A 20,080-nucleotide genomic window follows, 5' to 3' on the forward strand; every position below is an offset into this window, starting at 1 on the left:
CAAACGCTTGCACCAGCGTGACCGGCATTCGAGTTCCAACGGCATAGGCCTTGCCCGTCAATGCATATACGTGACGCGGCGGGTTTGCACGTCGAGTTCGAGACCGGCGTCGAGCAGATCGATGGCGAACCAGCGGATCAGCTTCAGCACGCCGCTGACGGCCGGCGCGGGCAGCCATTCGGTCAGCATGCGCAACGCGGCGCCGCTATGGGTTTTTTGCAGCAGCGCGATGGTTTGCAGAATCACGGCTTCGTCTTTGCCGAGATCGCTGGCGCAGCGGCACCGCATGTCGAGTGGACGGTAGGACACGTGCATTAGCGAACGCATCAGCAGATCGAAGTGTTCAATGCCGTCTTGCCGCAAGCCCACGCCGGTCAGGATGTCGCGCCAGTTCATGCCGCTGCGCACCGTTTCGCAAGCCGGGCGCAGCCACGTGCGCACGGCGCTCAGGACCGTGCGGTCGGGCGCGTCGGTGGTGTCGATGGAATGATCGTCGATCAGTTCGGGACGGCTGCTGTATTGAGAGCGGAAGTTCATCGATGCTCCTGAATGGACACGGTCCAATGAGTCGCGCCAGCCTGATCGGAGGAATGCCGCGTCGCAGGCCAGCGCTGTTCGCATGCGACGGATGGCCGATGACGCCATGCCTGCTTGCGTCAGGTTCGTGCCGGCTGAAGCGGACGCCATTCGCGCACGTGTTCGCTGCGCGGGGGACGCGCTGTTGTTTGCCCGGGGGTTTTTGGCGTGCCGACAAAGAGGAAGCCGAGCAGCCGCTCGGGCAGTATGTCGATTTCAGCTTCGGTTTCGGGACAGCAGGCGTCTGGCGTGATCATGATTTCGTCTGGCGGGTAGCACGGACTCCATCATGATCGAAATCGTCTTTAAATGCAAATGATTCTCATTTGCATGATGGCGCGATGCGTTACACCTGCACGGAAGGAATGCTCTTCATGCAGCGCAGTCCAAACATCGAGCGGCTTGCTCAGGATGTCTTGGTGGGCGTTTTGGCCGCGCTTTGTACGGCGACATTGCGATAGACGTCGCGGCAGAATTGCATGCTGCTGTTCTCGTGTGTGCCGGTGACGGCAGCCGTTATTTTCACTGCGCCCTTGTCGGACGGCGGCATTGCCGGATTGACCACCGCGGCATCGATCGCGAACGGATCGGTGGCTGCTGCGCGCATGATGCCGATGCCCTTGATCGTGACCGCGAGACAAGGATCCGGCACCTGCGGACCGTGCGCGGCGGAGACGTTGAAATTGATGTTCAGCGTCCAGAAACCTTCGTGAATGCCCTGATGAATGATCACCGCCTTCACCACGTCCTGATGCGACAGCGTGTATTCGTTGCTTGCCATCGGTCCCTCCTTGCTCATAAGCGGCATGCGCGAGCGTGTACGTATCTGGCATTCGCGCGGAACCGTCGGTCTAGTTTTACGCGCCTATTTCCGCAGCGCAAGGGGATCTGAATCTGCTGACCAAGCATCAGCGCATTGCCTGACAACGCGAGCATCGCGACAGCCGCCGCCTGCAGCAGCCCGACGCGCGAGCCGCGGCGCTACTTCATAAAACCACAACGGTCCTCTCTTTCCTCTCTCCGCACTGCGTGCATTGCGCGTCGGGTGCTTGAGAAGCTGTTGGGTTCGTTCGCCACAGCAGTACGACTCAGTTACTCCGTCACCTTTTCTGCGGGACCCGTTACGGGTGGTGTTACGTAACGGCCGCGTTACCGCACGCGAATTCAAGGACTGTTCCCCGTCTCGCTGAAGGCAAAGCGTAGGACGGAAAGGTCCATTCGACGTGGGTTTGCCGGACGGTTACCGCAAGTTTGAAAAACCAATTTAACGATTGGCATGCTTGCTGCTTAAAAGGTTGCGCGGTGGACAACATCGCAAGAAAACAAAGCAGCAGCGGCAGTGACGTCTGTTTCAAACGACCGGCCTGGTCGGGGGTTATCAGGTCAGTCTTCCCGGCGCGATGCGACGCGATCTTCCGTATGGATCTCGCCGTATGCGCGCAGTGGCCGCAGTGCCCACGTCAAGTCGGGTGCGCGCGGCTTTCTGGAAGTCTCCCCCATTGCGTGAATTCATCCGGCCGGTCGGGTGTCCGGCTCGATGAGTGAAATCGGATTGTTGCAGTGCGCGCGTCTTCGTGTTCCGGGGCGGTTTTGTCGCGAAGAGCGCGGTGGTTGAAGTGCAAGGACGAGAGCTGTTGAAGCGAAAACAAGTTGAGCGGCTCGACAAGAACGTTTGGCACGAGAGAGACCAGCGTGGGGATAACAATGGATACGGCGAATTTTGTGCAGCAAAGAAGGGCGTTACCGGGTTTGCAAAGCCTGATCGGGCGCCTACTCGATGTGATGCTTGTCGTCCTGGGGGCGCTGGCCGCATCGCAAGTGCGCTTTGAAGATCTTGCTCAGAGCCGTCTCGATACCGCGTTCATCGCGTTTGCAGCGGCCTTTACGCTGGTTCTGTTCCCCGCGTTTGGCGTCTATGGATCATGGCGTGGGCGAGCCATGTTGCGGCTTGCCGGTCAGGTTTCGTTGGCATGGCTGATTGTTCAGGGCTGTGGACTCGTCCTGATGTTCTCGCTGCATCGTTCGGATTTTGTGTCGCGCCTCTGGTTTGCGTATTGGACTGCGCTTACCGGCAGCGCGTTGATCGTGTCGCGCCTCGTTGTGCATACCGCGCTCGCGCACATCCGGCACGCTGGGCTCAATCTGCGCAGAGTCGCGGTGGTTGGGTGTGGCGCGCATTGCCATCAGGTAGTGCGCAATATCGAAGATTCACCGGCTAGCGGATTTCGCGCAGTAGCGGCTTTCGATGTGCGGCCGGCTATTGGCAATGGCAGTCTGCGCGTGCCGGTTTACAGCGACATGGCCAGGTTCGTTGCCTACGTCAGGTCACATGACGTACAGGAGTTGTGGCTGGCATTGCCGCTGTCGGAGGAACGCACGATCTCGCGCTTTGTGAGCGAGTTTCGCGACGATCTCGTGAACGTGCGCTTTGTGCCGGATATGCGCAGCGTCGCGCTGTTCGATAGCGGCATGATCGAGCTGATCGGCATGCCTGCGATCAATCTGGTCGCGTCGCCCGTGCCTGCTCCTGCTTTGGTGAAGAAGGAAATTTTCGATCGCGTGTTCGCCGCATGTGCGCTTCTCGCACTTGCTCCGCTGCTGATGGCGATCGCGATTGCGGTGAAGCTGTCGTCGCGCGGGCCCGTGTTCTTCACGCAAAAGCGCAAAGGGGCGGACGGACGCATCTTCAGGATCTACAAGTTCCGTTCGATGCGCGCTCACGCGGTCGAAGCGGGTGTCGTCAAGCAGGCGACCAGGGGCGATCCGCGCATTACGCGAGTCGGCGCGTTTATCAGGCGTACCAGCCTCGATGAGCTTCCGCAGTTCTTCAATGTGCTTCGCGGCGACATGTCGGTAGTCGGGCCGCGGCCGCATGCGATCGAACATGACGAGCTCTACCAGAAGGTGGTCAACGGCTATATCCATCGGTACCGGATAAAACCCGGCATCACGGGCTGGGCGCAGATCAACGGCTTCAGAGGGGAGACAGACAGGATCGAGAAGATGCAGGGGCGCGTCGAACACGATCTGTACTACCTGCGCAATTGGTCGTTTGGTCTCGACATGCGGATAGTCGCGGCGACGATTGCGAAGGGGCTGGTTCATAGCAATGCGTATTGATGTACCCACAACTAAAAAACAGGGCCACGAAATTGCGCGGACAACAACCATCATTGGCGGCTCCGAAGGTCATGGCGCTTGCTGCGGTTCTGGCGTTTTCTTCCGCGGCGCATGCGGTGGACCCGGCGCTCGACGCGCTGGGTCAGGCCGGCGGTCTGGTTATTCCTGATGCGTTCGCACTGCCCGAGGGCACGGTGGAGGCGCAGTACAACAACTACATCGATCCGCGCTACGGGAAGCAAGCGACGGATGCGCAGATGTACTGGGGCGCGGTTGGCTTGCTGCCGTATGTCGAATTGTCCGGCGGACTTGCCAATTACCCGGCGAATGTCCCCGCGCCGTTCAGCCATGCGGACCACTTCCTCTTTCGTCACCTGATGGGAAATATCAAGGTCGAAGTGCCGAAGTTCTTCAAGTACCAGCCGGGTATTGCATTCGGCGTGGCGGATATCGGTGGGCAAACGCACTTCTTCCGCTCGAAGTACGGCGTGGTGTCGCAAGCGTTTGGACCGGTGACCTTGAGCGCCGGTTATGGTCAGGGCGATCGCCTCGACGGTGTGTTCGGCGGTGCGCAACTCTCGCTGTGGAATACGGGCTTGTCGCTGCTCGCGGAAGACGATTCGAAAACGCCCTATGCCGGCGTGCGTTATCAGTCTCCCCGGATTAGCTGGCTGGCCGATGCGAATGTAATCGGCACGTTCGTGCGCTCGATGCGTTCGACGAATGGCGTTTCGCCGCGTACAGCGTTCTCGGTGGGCATTCAGATTCCACTGGGAAAACGCTTTAGCGCAGACCGCTGTGCCGATGGCTTATGCCATGGGTCGCAACACGTACCTGTGACCCATGCGACGGAGGGCGAGAACGATGGCGGATCGATTCGACTTGCCAGCCTGCAGCCGATCGATACGCGTGCGGTCGCGAGCAATGCCAACGGGCTGGCCGGGGCGCCGATTACGTATGTGCCGCCGCTGCAGTCGTATGCGTCCGTGATGCTGGGCGATGCGACGCCCGCTCGGTCGCCGGATGCGCAGGCGGTTGCGGTTCCGCAAGCGCTGGATACGTCCGCGCTCGACGAAATTGCTGCACAGTTGTTTGCCGCGGGACTCGAGCGTGTGCGTGCCGGCATGAGCGGGCGCGATCTGGTGATCGAGTACGAGAACCATCGATACAACCAGAACGAAGCGGACGCGCTTGGCATTGTGCTCGGCGTAGCCAGCGTGAATGCGCCGTATGGCACCGAAAAGATTCATGTGGTCATCAAGAAGGCTAACGAGCCGCTAGCTGAGGTGACTGTCGATCGCGAAGCATTCGCGCAGTTCGTGGCGGGCGGTGCGTCCGCGGCGGCAAGCGCGTCGCTGACGATGCGCTCGCGTCCGACGTACGACCCCGACTCGATCGCCTGGCATGGCAATGACCATACGCATGGGCTGACGCGTATCCAGATCGAGCCGATTGTCAGTTACCTTTACGGCACCGAGTACGGCAACTTCGACATATCGCTCGGCGCCGACATTGAAGGGTTCGTGCCGCTTTGGCGTGGTGCTGAGTTGTACGCGAGCTACATCGCGCCGCTCTACAACACGAAGAACATGGACGATGGCCGCGTCTTCAGCAATGACCGCTTGCGCGGCGGCCTGAACGCAGTCGCGCTGACTCAGAGCTTCTGGATCATGCCGCGCGTGTTCAACGTGGCATCGGTGGGCAAGTTCAATTATTCGTATCTCGGCGTGCAGAACGAAACGACCGTGTTCGTGCCCGGTCGTCCTGACCTGATCCGTTTGCGGCTTGCCTATTTGCACCACGAGCCGGGTCATGACGCATTGCCGAGTGAGAAGAACGCGATGCTGACGTATCGCTGGGTGCAGCCGTCGTGGAAATTGTGGATTGAAGCGGGTGTCGCGCGCTTTGTGGGTGGCGACAAGGGACCGGTCGCGACGTTGACGCGCTGGTTCGACGATGTGTCCGTCAGCGTGCATGGCGAGCATAGCGGGCAGGGCACGTTTGTGGGCGCTGCTATCAGCTTCCCGCTCACGCTGCGCCAAGGCATGAAGCCGGGGATCAGCCAGGTGTACGGCTCCGAACAGTTCGCGCTTGATTTCCGCACACGGGTCGGGTCGACGAACTATCTGTCGGCGAACGGCGCGCAGAACATGGGCTTTCCGTATAGCACGCAGCAGTACCTGCTGAATCAGGGGCGCTTTAGCGGAGAGTACTTCGCCACCCAGCTTTACCGGATGCGCGACGCGTATCTGCGTTATGGACGGCCAGACAGCGACGTGACCAGACCGAAGCAGCAAGTGAGTGTGCCTGCCGTATCGACAACGGGTGCTGCGCTTTCGCTTGGAGTCTGCGGAAACAGTTTGCAGGGTGTAAGCGACGGACGGGCGGTTGTGCCGGTCAATTGTGAATGACTTTCTCTGGAGATGGGCGATGAAGCTTCTTAACGGCGCAACGCTGCGCACGCTGCAGTTCGGATCGATAGCTCTCGCGACCAGTGCGCTGGTCGCATGCGGTGGCGGAAGCGATAGCGGCAGTTCGCCGGGCGCGACCGTGAGCGGGACAGCCGCGGTAGGCAAGGCGATGGCGAACGCGGCCATCGTCCTGACGTGCAAGAACGGCGCTGGCAGCACGACGGCCAACGCAAGCGGCGCCTTTTCGGCGACCTTCCAATTCGACGGCCCGTGCGCGATTACGGCGTCGAATGGCGCGATCACGCTTCACTCGTTTGCCGCGGGTGGAGGCACGTACAACGTGACGCCGATGACGGAGTTGCTGTTGAGCTATCTGGCGGGGCAGCTCGGGACGACGGTGAGCGGCTTGCTTTCGGGGATCTCGACCAACGCGTCGTATCAGAGTGCGCTCGCGAACAGCACGGTGATCGCGAATGCCGAGGCGGCCGTCGTGCAACTTGTCAAAACGACGTACGGAGTCACCGTTTCGTCGGCGTCGTTCCTGACGGTTTCGTTCACGCCAGGACAGCCGGGTGCGGATGCGGATCTCGAAACGTTGCTGACGGCCGGTGCGATTACGAGTGATGGGCAACCGGCGCCTTCGCTGGCTTCTGCTGCTGTGGCGGCTGGGAATGCGGCGCCGATTTCGGGTGGGAGTGGTGGGGCTACGGGTGGGACGGGGGGAAGTGGGGGAACGGGGACCACGACGAAGTAAGTCCACTGAATCGTAGGCCGTCTCGCTCCGGGTTGCCCGGTCAAGCGAATGGAGTGGAAATAGAAGCTAAGTATGCCTGAAGTAGAAAAGCGAGCTCTGTGCGGAAATCGACAATGGACGTGCAGAGCCTCGCATTACTGTTTTTTTAGCTTGGCGCGATCCACGAGCGGTGGAGTACCTAGCAAGAAAAGGTATTGAAGTCAAAGAACATAAACGTAATACGAGGTGGCGTAGATGGAACCGGAAAAAAAGGTTAGAGGTAGTTTTCCGTCACTGCATTACATCCGGATGCTCGGATGCGCTGTGAGCCTTACTTTGGGCGCCCTATTGTCCGCCTGCACTGTTGCGCCTGGCATGCGTATGAGCGAGCCGGCAAAGTTGCCGCTATCGAGCGGGGGAGCCGAAGGTCAGAAAATGGAAATGCAGATTCCGATTAGCGACATCGATCTAGCGCTAATTAAGAAGATGCAAGAAGCTGCCGCAACCATAAGTGCTGGCCAATCCCAAGTCTTGATGGGCAAACCGAGTGCCTATACTCTGGGAAATGGAGATGTTCTTCAAGTTATTGTTTGGGACCATCCTGAATTGGCCGCTGCGACCGGCGCTCAGCCGCAAACTAATGGGCGCATCTCCGACCCTATCCAAGGGTTCGTGATAGACAACGACGGAAATGTTCAACTTCCCTATTCCGGGTCCGTCCATGTTGCCGGTCTTCAAATCGATCAGGCGCAACAAAAAATTTATAAGGAATTTAGCCGCGTCTTCGTAAAACCCCAAGTTACTGTCCGCGTCGCGTCCTTTCGTTCACAGCAGGTTTACGTTGACGGCGAAGTCCACACGCCGGGCGCCGTACCAATCAACGATATTGCGATGAACCTCTACGAAGCGATTAATCGGGCTGGTGGTTTTAGTCCAACTGCGGACCAGGGGCGAATGGTACTGGTGCGGGAGGGCACGTCGTATCCGCTGAATTTGACCCGGATGCTTGAGCTTGGTGAGAATCCGGCAAGCATCGTGTTAAAGAGTGGCGACCTTCTTCGCATTATGTCCCGCGATGAAAGCGGCGTTTTTGTCATGGGTGAGGTAAACAGGCCGGTTACCGCAATTCCTATGAAGAGCGGCAAGCTGACGCTCAGCGATGCTCTTTCCCAGGCGGGTAGTTTGAACACGGGCAGCGCGGATGCAGCGCAACTATTCATTGTCCGTGGCTCGCTCGATACGGAGCCGAAGGTCTTCCACCTCGACGCCCATTCGCCGGTTTCAATGGTCCTAGCCAATCAATTCGAGTTGCAGCCGAAGGACATTGTGTATGTCGACGGCAACGGTCTCGTTCGCTTCAATCGTGTACTGAGTTTGCTGCTGCCTGCGATCAATGCCGGGTTGACCACGGCTATCGTAACCAAGTGAGTTTAAGAAGGCACAAATTCTCAGGGCCGTCGCTGACTACAGTTATCAGGCGCCATGGATGTGTCAATAAGGACTCGAATAGATGTCGTTAGTCCCATCCGTTGGGTAAGGACTTTCTCTGTAAATGTTAGGCGGCAGCGAAGGGTCGTTTTGAGTAGGCGAGGGCGAGGTGCGGAACTTGTGAAGCTTTGCCTGACTGCTCAGTTTTATTTTGGGAATCTTTCCCGATCGTTGTCGAGTCTCCCTAGCAGTCTTTGCAGTTGAAGCCGCGTCAAAAGTGGACGTATCGGATTTCAGTGGAGCGTAACTCATCAGCGATAGAGGACTTGCGCCAGCGAGCTGACAAAAACTCACGCTGGATATGGCCAGAAGAGCTAGGAGTTTAATTCGCATTGGGGGCGGCATTTTTTTGAGGGAAGTTGCAAATCATGTTAGCTAAACTGAGCGTTCATGTAAAAGGGGAAGCGATGAATAGATTAGTCTCCGGACGAAATCATGAAGCGTTTCTGATCAATTGTCACGGTTCGAAAACAAAGATGCCCGCGCGAAGTTGTACGTCATCACCATGGAGGAACGGAGGAATCGAGATCCGCGCTGGGATCACAGCTGGTGACCTCCGATCTTGCTAATTTTTTGTCACCGCGGTGGCGCTCAGAAATTTCACGCGATGAATACGATTCTGGTTCTATGCACTGGCAATATTTGCCGAAGCCCAATGGCGGCAGCGTTGTTGGCGAAGGCTATGCCTCAGATCAGATTTTTTTCCGCCGGAACCGCCGCTGTGATCGGTGCGGCGGCGGATAAAACTGCTGTCGCTTTGCTGAGAGAAACGAAAGTTGACATCTCAAATCATCGAAGCCAACAGCTGTCCTCCTGGATGCTAACCGCCGCCGACCTGGTAATTGTTATGGACGAAGGCCAGCGAAATTTCGTTGAAACCTTGCATCCGGTCTGCAAGGGGAAGGTTTTTAGACTTTGTGAGTTCGCCAACGCGGACATTCCCGATCCCTACCGAAAGGGGGAAGCAGCATTTCGACATTCCCTTCAGATGATTCAAGAGGGAGTCGCGCATTGGGCCAAAAATCTGACGCGACTTACTAACAAAAAAAATTCTGCGAGTGAGCAATGAATTCAACAAGTTTGCCTGACCACATTTCGAGCAATGCGAGCGTGCCAGAGGAGTTGAAGCTAGGCGTGTACCTGGACGCACTCTACGATAATTGGCGCCTGATCACGTCGGTCGCATTTGCGGTCGTGCTCGTGGCAACCATGTATGCATTTTTGGAAACTCCGATTTATCGTGCAGACATTCTGATACAAGTCGAAGACAATCCAAATTCAACAAAAAACATCCTGGGAGATGTCGCGTCGATGTTCGACGTCAAAACTGAGGCATCTGCGGAGATTGAAATATTACGCTCCCGTATGGTAGTGACGCGCACCGTAGATAACCTGAAGACATACATACACGCTAATCCGGTCTATTTTCCGTTTTTTGGGCACTGGTTAGCCGAGCATTTAAAGGGAGTTTCCAAACCGGGAGTGTTTGGATACGGTGGATTTTGCTGGGGGGAGGAACGAGTCAGGGTGCCCGTGATGGAAGTTCCGTCAACTATGTACGATAAGGAATTCGTAGTTGTTGCGGACGCCCCTGGAGCTTACACGCTAAAGCAATCCAGCTTTGGCATCAATGTGACTGGTGAAATCGGGAAAAAATTGTCCGTCGCGACGGACGATGGTCGACTTGATCTGATTATTGACGAAATTCATGCAAATCCCGGTGCCAAATTCAAACTTGTTCGATTGTCCAGGCTAACGGCTATCGAAAATCTTCAGAGAGATTTACGAATTGAAGAGAAGGGAAAGCAATCGGGAATTTTGCAGGCAAGCCTGGATGGGAGCGATCGGCGGCTGACTACCTCAATTCTGAATGAAATCGCGTTGCAATATGTGCGCCAAAACGTTGATAGGAAAACTGAGGAGGCGGAAAAATCGATTGAATTTCTGGATAATCAATTACCAGAGCTGAAAAGCAAGCTCGAGATTTCGGAAAACAAATTCAATAATTTTCGTGCAAGCCACGGGACGGTTGAAATTAGCGAGGAAGCAACAGCGATATTGCAACGTTCCGTTGAGCAACAGAATAGTTTGGTTGCGTTGGAACAAAAGCGGGAAGAGCTCGCAAATCGATTTACCGTAGATCATCCGGCGATTACGGCGTTGGATGGTCAGATTGCGCAGATGCGTCAGCAACTCGCCGAGCTTGCGGAGAGTGCTCGTAAATTGCCACCATTGGAGCAACAAGTATTGCGGCTTCAACGAGATGTTCAGGTTAATACGGATTTGTATACAACTTTATTGAACACCTCTCAGCAATTGCGTTTAATCCGTGCTGGAAAGATCGGTAACGTCCGTCTCGTCGATTACGCCATGGTCCCTGAAGTACCGATCAAGCCAAAGCGTCCCTTGGTGATTGGCTTTTCGGTGGTGATTGGCCTGCTTGCCGGGATAACAGCGTCGTGGATAAAGCATGCATTGTTTGCACGGGTAACCGATCCGCACGATTTGGAATTTGCCACTGGTCTGCCAGTTTATGCAGTCGTCCCGCAAAGCCGGCTACAGGAGTCGTTATTTGAAAAAATGCACTCGCAAGCGAAAGGTCAATTTTTGCTCGCCAGTGCTGAGCCGAACGATGCTGCCATCGAAAGTCTGCGCAGCTTCCGAGCCGCCCTTCAATTTGCTCTATTAGATACCGAAAATAATATCGTCCTTGTCACGGGGCCGACGCCGGGGATTGGCAAGTCCTTTATTGCCGCCAATCTGTCAACCGTACTTGCCTCATCAAATTATCGTGTTTTATTAATCGATGCAGATTTGCGTAGAGGATATCTCCACCAGTACTTTGGAATAGGTCGATCCTTGGGGTTGTCGGAATTACTTTCTAACTCGTGCAGTTTTAAAGATGTGGTGCGGTGTGAGGTATTACCTAACTTGGACATGGTAACTACTGGCGGCATCGTACCGAATCCTTCGGAGTTGATGTTGCAAATTAGTTTGACGAGGCTGTTGGACAGCGTAAAGGATCGGTACGATTTCGTTCTTATTGATAGCCCACCAGTTTTGTCAGTGGCGGACACCGCGGTGCTTGCGAGGCACGCGGCAGTGGTTTTTATGGTGGCGCGCCAAGACGTTACGATGAAGGGAGAGTTCAACGAGTCTATTCGGAGACTTTCTCAAGTCGGGGTGGTAGTAAAAGGTATCGTATTTAACGGTCTCAAAGCGCGTCCCGGACGCTATGGATACGGATACAGACATTATCGGTATTCGAGCTACGCATACGACTCATATCAAGGCCCAAAGAATGATTAGCTGTAACCCCCAATCCACGCTCGACCCGACTGATTCGGCAGCGCCCGGATCTAATTATGTTGTCAATATCGTATGGAATCTCTTGGGGACGGGGTTGCCTCTGGGAGTGGCCTTTTTTGCGATCCCAAAATTAGTGGCGGGGTTTGGGAATGAGCGTTTTGGCCTCCTTACGCTGATATGGGCAATGATCGGCTATTTTAGTATCTTTGATCTTGGTCTGGGGCGGGCGCTGACGAAACTCGTGGCAGACCGGCTTAGTACGAGAAATACGGTAGATCTGCCTGACCTGCTTGTGACGGCGTTGCTCCTGATTGTGACGCTTGCGGTTATAGGAGGGGCAGGCGTTGCACTGGGAGCGCCGTGGGTGCTTACGTCATTACTAAAAATAAATATCGAGTTGCAAGGCGAAGGCAGGGGGGCTGCATTATTTTTGGCTCTAAGTTTGCCATTCGTCGTGATTTCCTCCGCGCTAATAAGTTTACTTGAAGCGTTTCAGCAATTCCGTGCGATAAATCAGATTAGATTTTTTCTTGGAATTGCGAACTTCGCATTGCCATGGATCATACTTAATTGGTCAAAAAACCTGGTGGTTGTAACGCTCGTGCTCGCCGCTGCAAGGTTAATTTCTACAGTTTTATATGCGAAGGCTTGTCATTCGTGTGGGGCGCTCGGAAATCGAAAAGGTGTATTTAAAAAGTCTTTGCTAAGGCCTCTGTTTGATTTTGGAGTTTGGATAGCAATTAGTAATTTTATTAGTCCGATTATGCAGCAGCTTGATAGATTTGTTATTGGGGCAGTGCTTTCAGTGGCGGTGGTCGCATTTTATACGGTGCCCGCTGAAATAATCGGCAGAATGGGCATTTTTCCAAACGCGTTCGTGAGCGTTCTGTTTCCGGTATTTGCTGCAGCTTGGGCGACAAATTCGCCAGTCCGTCCGAAACTTTTTTCGAATTCATGTAGGACGATGAATGTTGGATTGCTCTTACCAGTCGTGATTGTTGTCTTGTTTGCGCCAGAAGGGCTTTCGATCTGGTTGGGAAGTAACTTTGCGATTCGCGGCGCGTCATCTCTCCGCTGGCTCGTACTCGGATTTTATATTAACGGGGTTGCACGTGTACCGTTCGCTCTATTACAGAGCACAGGAAAACCTGAGATCGCCGCGAAACTTCACCTCGTTGAACTTCCTCTCTACGCTATTTCACTATGGTGGTGTTTGAAAAACTATGGCCTGGAGGGCGCTGCAATCGCGTCCCTCGGGCGGATGATATTTGACTTCATTGCGATGTTCGCCCTTGTCGGTTGGCAGATCCCGGAGGTGCGACGGAATTCGATCGAGCAGGCGGGATTCCTGGTTTTAACCGCCGCTGGCGTCGCGGCCGGCATCCTTTTGACGGGCCGGCTAGGGAAATTGATCGTTGTCATTGGCGTGATGTTCTTCGTGGCAACATTTTTTCAATGCTATCGATTAAAAAATCGGGTTCCTGAAGACTTGCAGCTGACTCCTCCTGAACAGATGCTCTCCTGATGCTGGCGAGGGGCATTTTCAGCTTCTGAGCGACGGACTGCTATTAGTAAGAAAACGGCCTCCTGGTGCCAAACTTATGAAAATTCTTTTTATAAATTCTCTCTATTCACCGCACATTGGTGGCGGAGCTGAAATCACCCTTCAATCCTTGGTTGAGGGGTTGAAGTTTCGGGGCCATCAGGTTTCCGTGTTGAGCACGGGGCCGAATAGAGGGCTAATCAAGGATGTCGTAAATGGAGTTTCGGTCTACCGGGCCGAGGTGAAGAATTTTTACTGGAATAACACAAGGGAATCCCGGTCCAGATGGATTCGAATGGGTTGGCACTGGCGTGATCGCTACAACGGGCAGATGAGAAAATATGTCAAAGATGTGATCGAGCGGGAACGCCCTGATCTGGTCTGCACGCATAATCTAACGAACTGGTCTATCTCTGTTTGGGATGAAATTACCGCGGCTGAGATTCCGATCGTACAAGTTCTTCACGATTTTTATTTAAAGTGCGTGCGAAGCAATCAGTTTGCGCGCGGCCAAAGTTGTGATGGCCATTGCTCCGAATGTGGTTGTATGCGGCGACGCCATGCTGCGGCTACGAATGCCGTTCGCGCGGTTGTGGGTGTCAGCGATTTTGTGTTGCGGGAATTCAAAAAGGATGGTTTTTTTGAAGAAGTGCCTAAATATGTAATCCATAACGCCAGGAGAATAGCCAATAGTCGTGCCGAGCGGCCATTGAAAGAAGGTGGGCCGGTCAGGTTTGGTTATATCGGAACGCTAGCCAGGCAGAAGGGCGTGGAATGGTTGTTAGAGCAGTTTTCGATATTGAATGGTAACGCTTCCTTAACGATCGCAGGCTCTGGAAAAGGTGACTACGCAGATAAGCTGAAAAATAAAGTGAGCGACCCACGCGTACGTTTTGTCGGATATATGGATTCAGCTACGTTTTTTTCCGAAATTGACGTATGTATTGTGCCATCTATCTGGTCAGAGCCATTAGGTATGGTCGCGATTGAAGCATGCGCGCATGGCATCCCTGTAATTGCAGCTAGCAGTGGTGGACTTCCTGAAATCATACGAGACGGTGAAAACGGACTTTTATGCACTTCAGCAATACCGGATTCCCTGAGTATGTCCATGAAGACGCTTTGCGACGACCATGCTCTGAGGGTGCATCTCGCGAAAAATGCGAGAGATTCTGTGTCTTCAATGATAGACATCGATCGGATGTTAGATTGCTACGAAAACCTGTTTCAACTCGACATTTTGAAAAATTCGGAACTGGGAACTATTTCGTCATGAATATTCTCTTTGTCGTGCCATTCTTGCCGCAAGAAAATGCGCCGCAAGCGGGACATCGCCTTGCGTATGAATACATAAAAAAGCTATGTGCAGAAGCAACCGTCGACGTTTTGATAATTTCGCGTACTGAAATTTCCACTGACGACATACGCCTTCCTCACGGTGTCGAGAATGTATACGTCAAAGTTGTTAAGCGGTTGAGCGCGCTGCATAACGCGTTGAAATTTGCCTTCAAGGTCGCGCCGCGGTTTTTTTCCCGTTATGAGAGATCGGTCGAAACATTTGTTTCGGACTTGGTAAGTAAGCGTGGCTACGAAGTTGTTCGACTGGAATTCTCGCAGACTTTTATTTACGCGGAGGAGTTGCGGTGTCGTTTTGGCTCAAACATTTCATTGCATTTTGGTGTTCATGACGTACAGATTCAACTGGTACTGCGGCGGACGGGCCCTGAGGGGAATTTTTTTGCAAAACAGACGTTTGATCTAGAGGGACGCTTGTTTTCGCTTGCAGACAAAATATTTGTTCTATCAAAAAAAGATAAGAATCTGATTTCTTCCATGTACGCGGGTGTTAAGTCTGTTGAAATTATGCCGATAATTTTGCCGCGCATTTTTTCAAGCATAAATCGAACGCAGGAAACGATAAAGGCAGGGAACATCCTCTTTTGGGGGGCAATGGGTCGAATAGAAAATGAAGAGGCGGCAATTGGTTTTATCGAGTCAACTTTCATGCCGCTGATTCGCAAGGGGGTCCCTCTTAAATTATTTATCGTCGGTTCGAGTCCAACTGTCCGCATGACTGGTTATCGAAGCGATTCAATCTGCGTGACTGGCTTTGTACAAGATCCGTCAGAGTATTTTCGGGCCGCGCAGATTGGTGTCGTGCCTTTGATATCGGGGGCCGGCGTAAAGCTAAAGACGTTGGAAATGCTGGCTGCAGGTCTCCCAGTGATTTCAACACCCGTCGGAGCAGAGGGCATCGAGTACGACGGTAATTTGTTGACGGTATGCGGGCTTGAGCGTTTTGGCGAAGTGATCGAATCACTACATTACGGACATGCCGCGTTCGTTCGGGATGGCTCGGCCTTTGGTGAGTAAATAAATGATCCCCACCTTGCTATACCTGGCCGCGGCTTTTTTATCCGTCAGCCGTGGCATTCTGGAATTCGGATTCGGGAAGGAGTTCGCTTATGTGTTGCAAGTAGGCGGCATTATTGGATTGCTCGGCTTGAATATTTCGCCGGTCGCATTACGTCAGCATTTTCGATCGTATGGTCGAACTGTATTGGCAGCCGGTGCCGCCCTAACTCTTTTGACGTGCGCTTCCATACTGGTTACGGTGGCGGAATGGGGAGAATTCGGGCCAAACTACCTGTTTTTGCTGTGTTTTACGGCGTTCCTTTATCTTTATACCGTATCTAATAAATACCGCGGATTTGTCAGATCCGATATCGCGCAGCGCGGGGTAATCGTCGCAGCCGTACTTTTGGGCGTTGTAGCGATTGCGCAGCAGACCGGTAATTTCGCGGTGGATCTACCTGGATCCACATTCGGGTTTGAAAATCTTCGTGTTCCTTCGTTAACCGGGAGCTACTTGCACTACCCGCTTTTTCTCTCCGTCGTTGGCTCGCTATGTATTTCGCAATATTTTCAGACAAGAAAAATTAATTTTCTAGCGTGTGGAATTGCCATTGCGGCATTGATTTTTGTGAGTCTATCAAGGAGCGGGCTGCTAATCATTTTGGCTACGGTATTTTTCATTTTATTTAAAGAAGGATTTCGTAAATATTTTTTGGGGTTCGTTCCGAAAATGGTTGCGGCGGCATTGCTTTGTTCGGTACTTGTGGCTGCTGCTGGTGAAAGTTTTGACAAACAAAACGTCTTTAGTGTTGGTTTGGAAAGACTGATGAATGCCGGCAGTATAAGTTCTGAGGGAAATGATGAGCGGTTAAGTGTTTGGAAGAGCGGCATGAATATGCTCGGCTTCGAGAATATTTTCACTGGGTCGTATTTCGGACTTGTCACGAATTCGGCATCTGAGTCAGCGAAGAACATGTTTGGCGTTGTGGAATCGAGTTTTTTGCAGCAGATTCTAAATATCGGTCTGGTAGGGGCGTTGATTTACTACGGAATGCTTGCATCCATTGTTAATCTGATCAGTGATTCAAATCGAGTAGTCAGATGCTGTGTCTGGTCTTGCCTGCTTCAGACGTTTTTCTATCAATCTATTGAGGTTATTCCATTTGTTTTCATTTTTATGACCCTGCCTGTTATATCCGGAGGTGCAAAGACTTGTCGATGAGATTGGATGGAGTGAGGATCGATTGATATATTGGTCGAAATTGAAAAATACGAAAAATACTCATATTTAGAAATTAAAAATCCCGGGGGTGGTATGGATGTTAATTGCGGTATGAGCGTGGTGATAGTCAACTTTGGCACCTGGAGGTTGACGCTAAATTGCGTGCGGTCGTTAATGGACCTATCGATTGCGGAAAGGCAGGACATTGTCGTTGTCGACAATGCCTCGCCAGACGATTCGTTCTTTCGGTTAAAGGCGGAACTCCCAGCGGGCGTCCGGGTAGTTCGAGCATCTGTAAACCGTGGTTTCGGAGCTGGTGTCAATATCGGCATGATCGCTTGCCTCCGGGAGTATGTGCTTGTACTGAATCCCGATACCTATTTCGTCGATCGTAGCGTGGAGAAAGCCCTTGCTTTACTGAGTGATCATCTGGATGTTGGATTGGTTGGGCTCGATCTGGTCTACCCAGACGGTGAACGGCAGTACTCAGGCAGGCGCTTTTATAGCCTCCTTGACATTGTAGGCAGGCGCTCGGCGCTCGGACGCCTTGCCAAATTTAAGCGAAGAAATGATGAGCATTTAATGCGCACAGCTTGGATTCCCGGGCTACCGTTCGAGGCCGAGTGGGTAATAGGCACTGGATTTATTGTCAAGCGGGAGCTATTTGAGAATCTTGGCGGGATGGACGAACGATATTTTCTATATATGGAGGATGTTGATCTTTGTGCAAGGGTATGGCAGGCAGGCTTTCGTGTGCTTTGTGTGCCGGGCGCCCGACTCACGCATGAACATCAGCGCCAGTCGTCGTCGGGAATCCTTAATTGGGCTGCAAGACGGCACATAACCAGTCTCTGGCATTTTCAAAAGAAATTCCGATTGCCGCTTACCAGACCACCGGGCGTCAATGGATTACTCCGTTAAATTGCGAAACAACTCGTGTCCTGGTGCAGTACATCGATTTGTCAGTCGCGACCGGATGGAGCACGTGCGCAGGAAGCAGGATGACCGCCTGGAAAATGGATTTCGCCCGTGCCCTGTCGGACAGCGCGAACACGTCCATCCGTACGACAACTTTTCCGCGTAGCCATGCGGTGAAAATCATGGATACGCTCAGGCCAACAGCATGTGGTCAGGTAGTTCGCAAACCCAGTGCCGGAGGACGGAAACAAAGCGTTGCCGCGTTTGGTTTGGTGAACCGGCGACAGAGCAAGAAGGAGATGCCTCTGCTTACAAGCACGCAACACGGCGGGCCGCGCGCACAATGATTATCACGGTAGGCCTATGCTTTAAACCAACGCCTTATTCCGGCAGGCGCCTCTCCGCCTCAAACCGGTCCAACTCCCTGAGCAGTCTCCCCACCGCAGAAACCTGCGAATCGGTCAGGTGGAAAACATCCAGAAACTGTTCAAGCCGTCTACGCCAATAGGCCGGCGATAGCACAGGCTCACCGCGGAACGCGCTCAGCGACGGCACCATCACACGCGCCACATGCGCAATGTCTTCATCCATTGTCATGCCCACAACCCCGCAGACCTCATTGTTTGGTTTTGGCCCCTGTTATACCGTGCGCCCGGCGGAAAACATATGCGCAGGGATAGCGCCCGCAAGCGGCGACGCGCGATGATAAAAACTCAAAATCCAACGGTCAAGGTTTCTAACCATCAATGGCGGGCCGAAACGTCAAATCACTGTCTCTCAAGTGTCCGCTTCCGCCTGCCCGCCCGCCATCAGCTCGACATCCGGATAAGTGATTCGCACTGGCGGCACGAACCACGCAAGGCACAACCCGGTCAGCGCAGCCGCGCCCGCCACCAGAATGCCGATATGGATCGACTGCACCAGCGCATCGCGCGCGGAATTCATCATCGCGTCGCCGGCATGGCCGGCACTCACCAGCCGATTGATCAACGCCGCCTGTTCGGCGCGGTCCACCAGCAGCTCCGGACTCGCGAACGACTTGAACCACTGCGTAGCCTGGTACGAATCCAGCGACCGATGCACGCCGCGCGTGTAGAGGTGGCCGAGCAATGCGCCCGTCATCACGGTGCCGAGCATGCCGCCGAACGTGCGGAGCGATTGCAGCAGTGCGGTGGCGGCGCCGAGGTGGTCCCGCGCGACGATCTGCTGCGAACAGATCGTCAAACTGGTCGCCACCAGTCCGAGCCCGAGTCCGCTCAGGCCCATGCACGACATCCATACCAGATGCGGCTCTGTGCCCCGAAGTGCGACCACGCTCAGACACGCAAGCGCGGACAGCGCAAAACCCGCATACATGATCGCGTTCGCGCGGCGGATTCGTGTGACGATACGATTGTTCACCACGCTTCCCACGGTGGTGCCGAGCAGCAGCGGCGTGATCAGCATGCCCGAGTCGTGCGCGGACATCGCGTAGCCGCCCTGAAACAGCAACGGCACGTAAAACACCAGCGAAAACAGCGCAAAACCACCGAGCACGGACATCGCGAAGAGCGGGGAGAGCTTGCGATCCATCAGCATGTCCACCGGAATGATCGGGTAGCCAATGCGTCGCTCCCACAACCAGAGTATCAGCGCGCAGATTCCCGTCACGGTGCCCAGCACGACCGTCATCGTGGTGAAGCCTTGCCTCGGAAACAACTCGATCAGCAATTGCAGCGAGCCGAACGTGACAGCGACGACGAACGCGCCGAGCCAGTCGAGCCGCACGCGGCCGCTATGCCGCAAATGCCGCAGCGGCGGCAGGTAGCGCTGCACGAACAGCAGCGAGACCAGTCCGACCGGCACGTTGACGAAGAACACCAGCCGCCAGCCGGCATATTGCGTCAACAATCCGCCGAGCGTCGGGCCGACCATGTTGGCGATGCCGAACGCGGAGGTGACGAACACGAGCCAGCGCAGCCGCAGCTTCGGATTGGGGAACAGATCGGCGACGGTGGCGAACACGGTGCCGATCAGAATGCCGCCGCCGATGCCTTGCACACCACGCGCGATCACAAGGAGCAGCATGCTCGTGGCGAGGCCGCACAGCACCGACGCGCAGGTGAACAACACGATGGCTGCGACCAGAAACGGCTTGCGGCCGAACAGGTCGCCGAGCCGCCCGAAGATCGGAATGGTGATCACCGACGCGAGCATGTACGACGTCGCGACCCACGCGTACAGATCGAAGCCCTTCAGATCGGCGACGATGCGCGGTAACGCGGTGCCGACGATGGTCTGGTCGAGCGCTACCAGCATCGCGACGAAGGCAATGCCGAGCATTGCCAGCAACGATTCGCGAAACGGCAGGAGTTGTCCTTTGGGACGCGACGCGGCTTGACCGGGAGTCATGGTGTGCCCCGCGG

Annotated in this window: 16 protein-coding genes; 11 read left to right on the forward strand and 5 right to left on the reverse strand. The window is 54.4% G+C overall.

Annotated elements, in window-relative coordinates; genetic code table 11:
• Window positions 1-57: 57 nt before the first annotated feature.
• From DLM46_RS11035 to DLM46_RS11045, 3 genes are all read right to left on the reverse strand, one after another.
• Entirely contained in the window at window positions 58-537 is a 480-nt protein-coding gene (locus DLM46_RS11035) for a hypothetical protein (protein ID WP_115100799.1), read from the reverse strand.
• 119 nt (window positions 538-656) lie between these two features.
• Window positions 657-833: a hypothetical protein gene (locus DLM46_RS11040; protein WP_208866264.1), complete on the reverse strand. Its 177-nt coding sequence runs from the start codon at window positions 831-833 to the stop codon at window positions 657-659.
• Between the two features lie 149 nt (window positions 834-982).
• Window positions 983-1,357, reverse strand: a complete 375-nt coding sequence (locus tag DLM46_RS11045; protein ID WP_115100942.1) for a hypothetical protein — start codon at window positions 1,355-1,357, stop codon at window positions 983-985.
• A gap of 923 nt (window positions 1,358-2,280) precedes the next feature.
• Here DLM46_RS11045 and DLM46_RS11050 point away from each other — a divergent pair.
• From DLM46_RS11050 to DLM46_RS11100, 11 genes are all read left to right on the forward strand, one after another.
• A complete protein-coding gene (locus DLM46_RS11050; RefSeq protein WP_115100800.1) occupies window positions 2,281-3,696 on the forward strand; it encodes an undecaprenyl-phosphate glucose phosphotransferase in 1,416 nt (471 codons plus the stop codon).
• A gap of 71 nt (window positions 3,697-3,767) precedes the next feature.
• The gene (locus DLM46_RS11055; protein ID WP_244306071.1) at window positions 3,768-6,107 is read left to right on the forward strand and encodes a YjbH domain-containing protein; all 2,340 of its coding nucleotides are present in this window, start codon (window positions 3,768-3,770) and stop codon (window positions 6,105-6,107) included.
• A 19-nt stretch (window positions 6,108-6,126) separates the two neighbouring features.
• Window positions 6,127-6,861: a carboxypeptidase regulatory-like domain-containing protein gene (locus DLM46_RS11060; protein WP_115100802.1), complete on the forward strand. Its 735-nt coding sequence runs from the start codon at window positions 6,127-6,129 to the stop codon at window positions 6,859-6,861.
• Window positions 6,862-7,221: 360 nt separating this feature from the next.
• Window positions 7,222-8,268 (forward strand): polysaccharide biosynthesis/export family protein, encoded by a 1,047-nt coding sequence (locus DLM46_RS11065; protein WP_341868587.1) that lies wholly within the window; start codon window positions 7,222-7,224, stop codon window positions 8,266-8,268.
• A 667-nt stretch (window positions 8,269-8,935) separates the two neighbouring features.
• Window positions 8,936-9,397 (forward strand): low molecular weight protein-tyrosine-phosphatase, encoded by a 462-nt coding sequence (locus DLM46_RS11070; protein WP_115100803.1) that lies wholly within the window; start codon window positions 8,936-8,938, stop codon window positions 9,395-9,397.
• Window positions 9,394-11,637 (forward strand): polysaccharide biosynthesis tyrosine autokinase, encoded by a 2,244-nt coding sequence (locus tag DLM46_RS11075; protein WP_115100804.1) that lies wholly within the window; start codon window positions 9,394-9,396, stop codon window positions 11,635-11,637. Before DLM46_RS11070 ends, DLM46_RS11075 begins: the two co-directional genes overlap by 4 nt.
• Entirely contained in the window at window positions 11,630-13,162 is a 1,533-nt protein-coding gene (locus tag DLM46_RS11080; RefSeq protein WP_165847951.1) for a flippase, read from the forward strand. Before DLM46_RS11075 ends, DLM46_RS11080 begins: the two co-directional genes overlap by 8 nt.
• A gap of 76 nt (window positions 13,163-13,238) precedes the next feature.
• Window positions 13,239-14,456, forward strand: coding sequence for a glycosyltransferase family 4 protein (locus DLM46_RS11085; RefSeq protein ID WP_115100806.1), 1,218 nt, complete (start codon window positions 13,239-13,241; stop codon window positions 14,454-14,456).
• Window positions 14,453-15,553 carry a glycosyltransferase gene (locus DLM46_RS11090; protein WP_115100807.1) on the forward strand — a complete coding sequence of 367 codons (1,101 nt, stop codon included), beginning with the start codon at window positions 14,453-14,455 and terminating at the stop codon, window positions 15,551-15,553. Before DLM46_RS11085 ends, DLM46_RS11090 begins: the two co-directional genes overlap by 4 nt.
• Before the next feature lie 4 nt (window positions 15,554-15,557).
• The gene (locus DLM46_RS11095; protein WP_115100808.1) at window positions 15,558-16,757 is read left to right on the forward strand and encodes a hypothetical protein; all 1,200 of its coding nucleotides are present in this window, start codon (window positions 15,558-15,560) and stop codon (window positions 16,755-16,757) included.
• A gap of 30 nt (window positions 16,758-16,787) precedes the next feature.
• Entirely contained in the window at window positions 16,788-17,678 is an 891-nt protein-coding gene (locus DLM46_RS11100; RefSeq protein ID WP_244306073.1) for a glycosyltransferase family 2 protein, read from the forward strand.
• A 378-nt stretch (window positions 17,679-18,056) separates the two neighbouring features.
• On the opposite strand, the gene DLM46_RS11105 is transcribed toward DLM46_RS11100, so the two are convergent.
• Together DLM46_RS11105 and DLM46_RS11110 are read right to left on the reverse strand one after the other, a co-directional pair.
• Window positions 18,057-18,266: a hypothetical protein gene (locus DLM46_RS11105; RefSeq protein ID WP_244306076.1), complete on the reverse strand. Its 210-nt coding sequence runs from the start codon at window positions 18,264-18,266 to the stop codon at window positions 18,057-18,059.
• A gap of 186 nt (window positions 18,267-18,452) precedes the next feature.
• On the reverse strand, window positions 18,453-20,066 hold the full coding sequence (locus DLM46_RS11110) for an MFS transporter (protein WP_115100810.1): 1,614 nt from the start codon (window positions 20,064-20,066) through the stop codon (window positions 18,453-18,455).
• Between the last annotated feature and the right edge of the window lie 14 nt (window positions 20,067-20,080).

Origin of the sequence: Paraburkholderia lacunae (assembly GCF_003353175.1) — a bacterium.
GTDB lineage: Bacteria > Pseudomonadota > Gammaproteobacteria > Burkholderiales > Burkholderiaceae > Paraburkholderia > Paraburkholderia lacunae.

Coding starts and splice junctions, on each gene's coding strand:
- DLM46_RS11065 (WP_341868587.1), top strand. CDS start 7,222: ATGAGCGAGCCGGCAAAGTTGCCGCTATCGAGCGGGGGAGCCGAAGGT.
- DLM46_RS11050 (WP_115100800.1), top strand. CDS start 2,281: ATGGATACGGCGAATTTTGTGCAGCAAAGAAGGGCGTTACCGGGTTTG.
- DLM46_RS11035 (WP_115100799.1), bottom strand. CDS start 537: ATGAACTTCCGCTCTCAATACAGCAGCCGTCCCGAACTGATCGACGAT.
- DLM46_RS11085 (WP_115100806.1), top strand. CDS start 13,239: ATGAAAATTCTTTTTATAAATTCTCTCTATTCACCGCACATTGGTGGC.
- DLM46_RS11045 (WP_115100942.1), bottom strand. CDS start 1,357: ATGGCAAGCAACGAATACACGCTGTCGCATCAGGACGTGGTGAAGGCG.
- DLM46_RS11060 (WP_115100802.1), top strand. CDS start 6,127: ATGAAGCTTCTTAACGGCGCAACGCTGCGCACGCTGCAGTTCGGATCG.
- DLM46_RS11095 (WP_115100808.1), top strand. CDS start 15,558: ATGATCCCCACCTTGCTATACCTGGCCGCGGCTTTTTTATCCGTCAGC.
- DLM46_RS11055 (WP_244306071.1), top strand. CDS start 3,768: ATGGCGCTTGCTGCGGTTCTGGCGTTTTCTTCCGCGGCGCATGCGGTG.
- DLM46_RS11080 (WP_165847951.1), top strand. CDS start 11,630: ATGATTAGCTGTAACCCCCAATCCACGCTCGACCCGACTGATTCGGCA.
- DLM46_RS11090 (WP_115100807.1), top strand. CDS start 14,453: ATGAATATTCTCTTTGTCGTGCCATTCTTGCCGCAAGAAAATGCGCCG.
- DLM46_RS11110 (WP_115100810.1), bottom strand. CDS start 20,066: ATGACTCCCGGTCAAGCCGCGTCGCGTCCCAAAGGACAACTCCTGCCG.
- DLM46_RS11070 (WP_115100803.1), top strand. CDS start 8,936: ATGAATACGATTCTGGTTCTATGCACTGGCAATATTTGCCGAAGCCCA.
- DLM46_RS11040 (WP_208866264.1), bottom strand. CDS start 833: ATGATCACGCCAGACGCCTGCTGTCCCGAAACCGAAGCTGAAATCGAC.
- DLM46_RS11075 (WP_115100804.1), top strand. CDS start 9,394: ATGAATTCAACAAGTTTGCCTGACCACATTTCGAGCAATGCGAGCGTG.
- DLM46_RS11105 (WP_244306076.1), bottom strand. CDS start 18,266: ATGGATGAAGACATTGCGCATGTGGCGCGTGTGATGGTGCCGTCGCTG.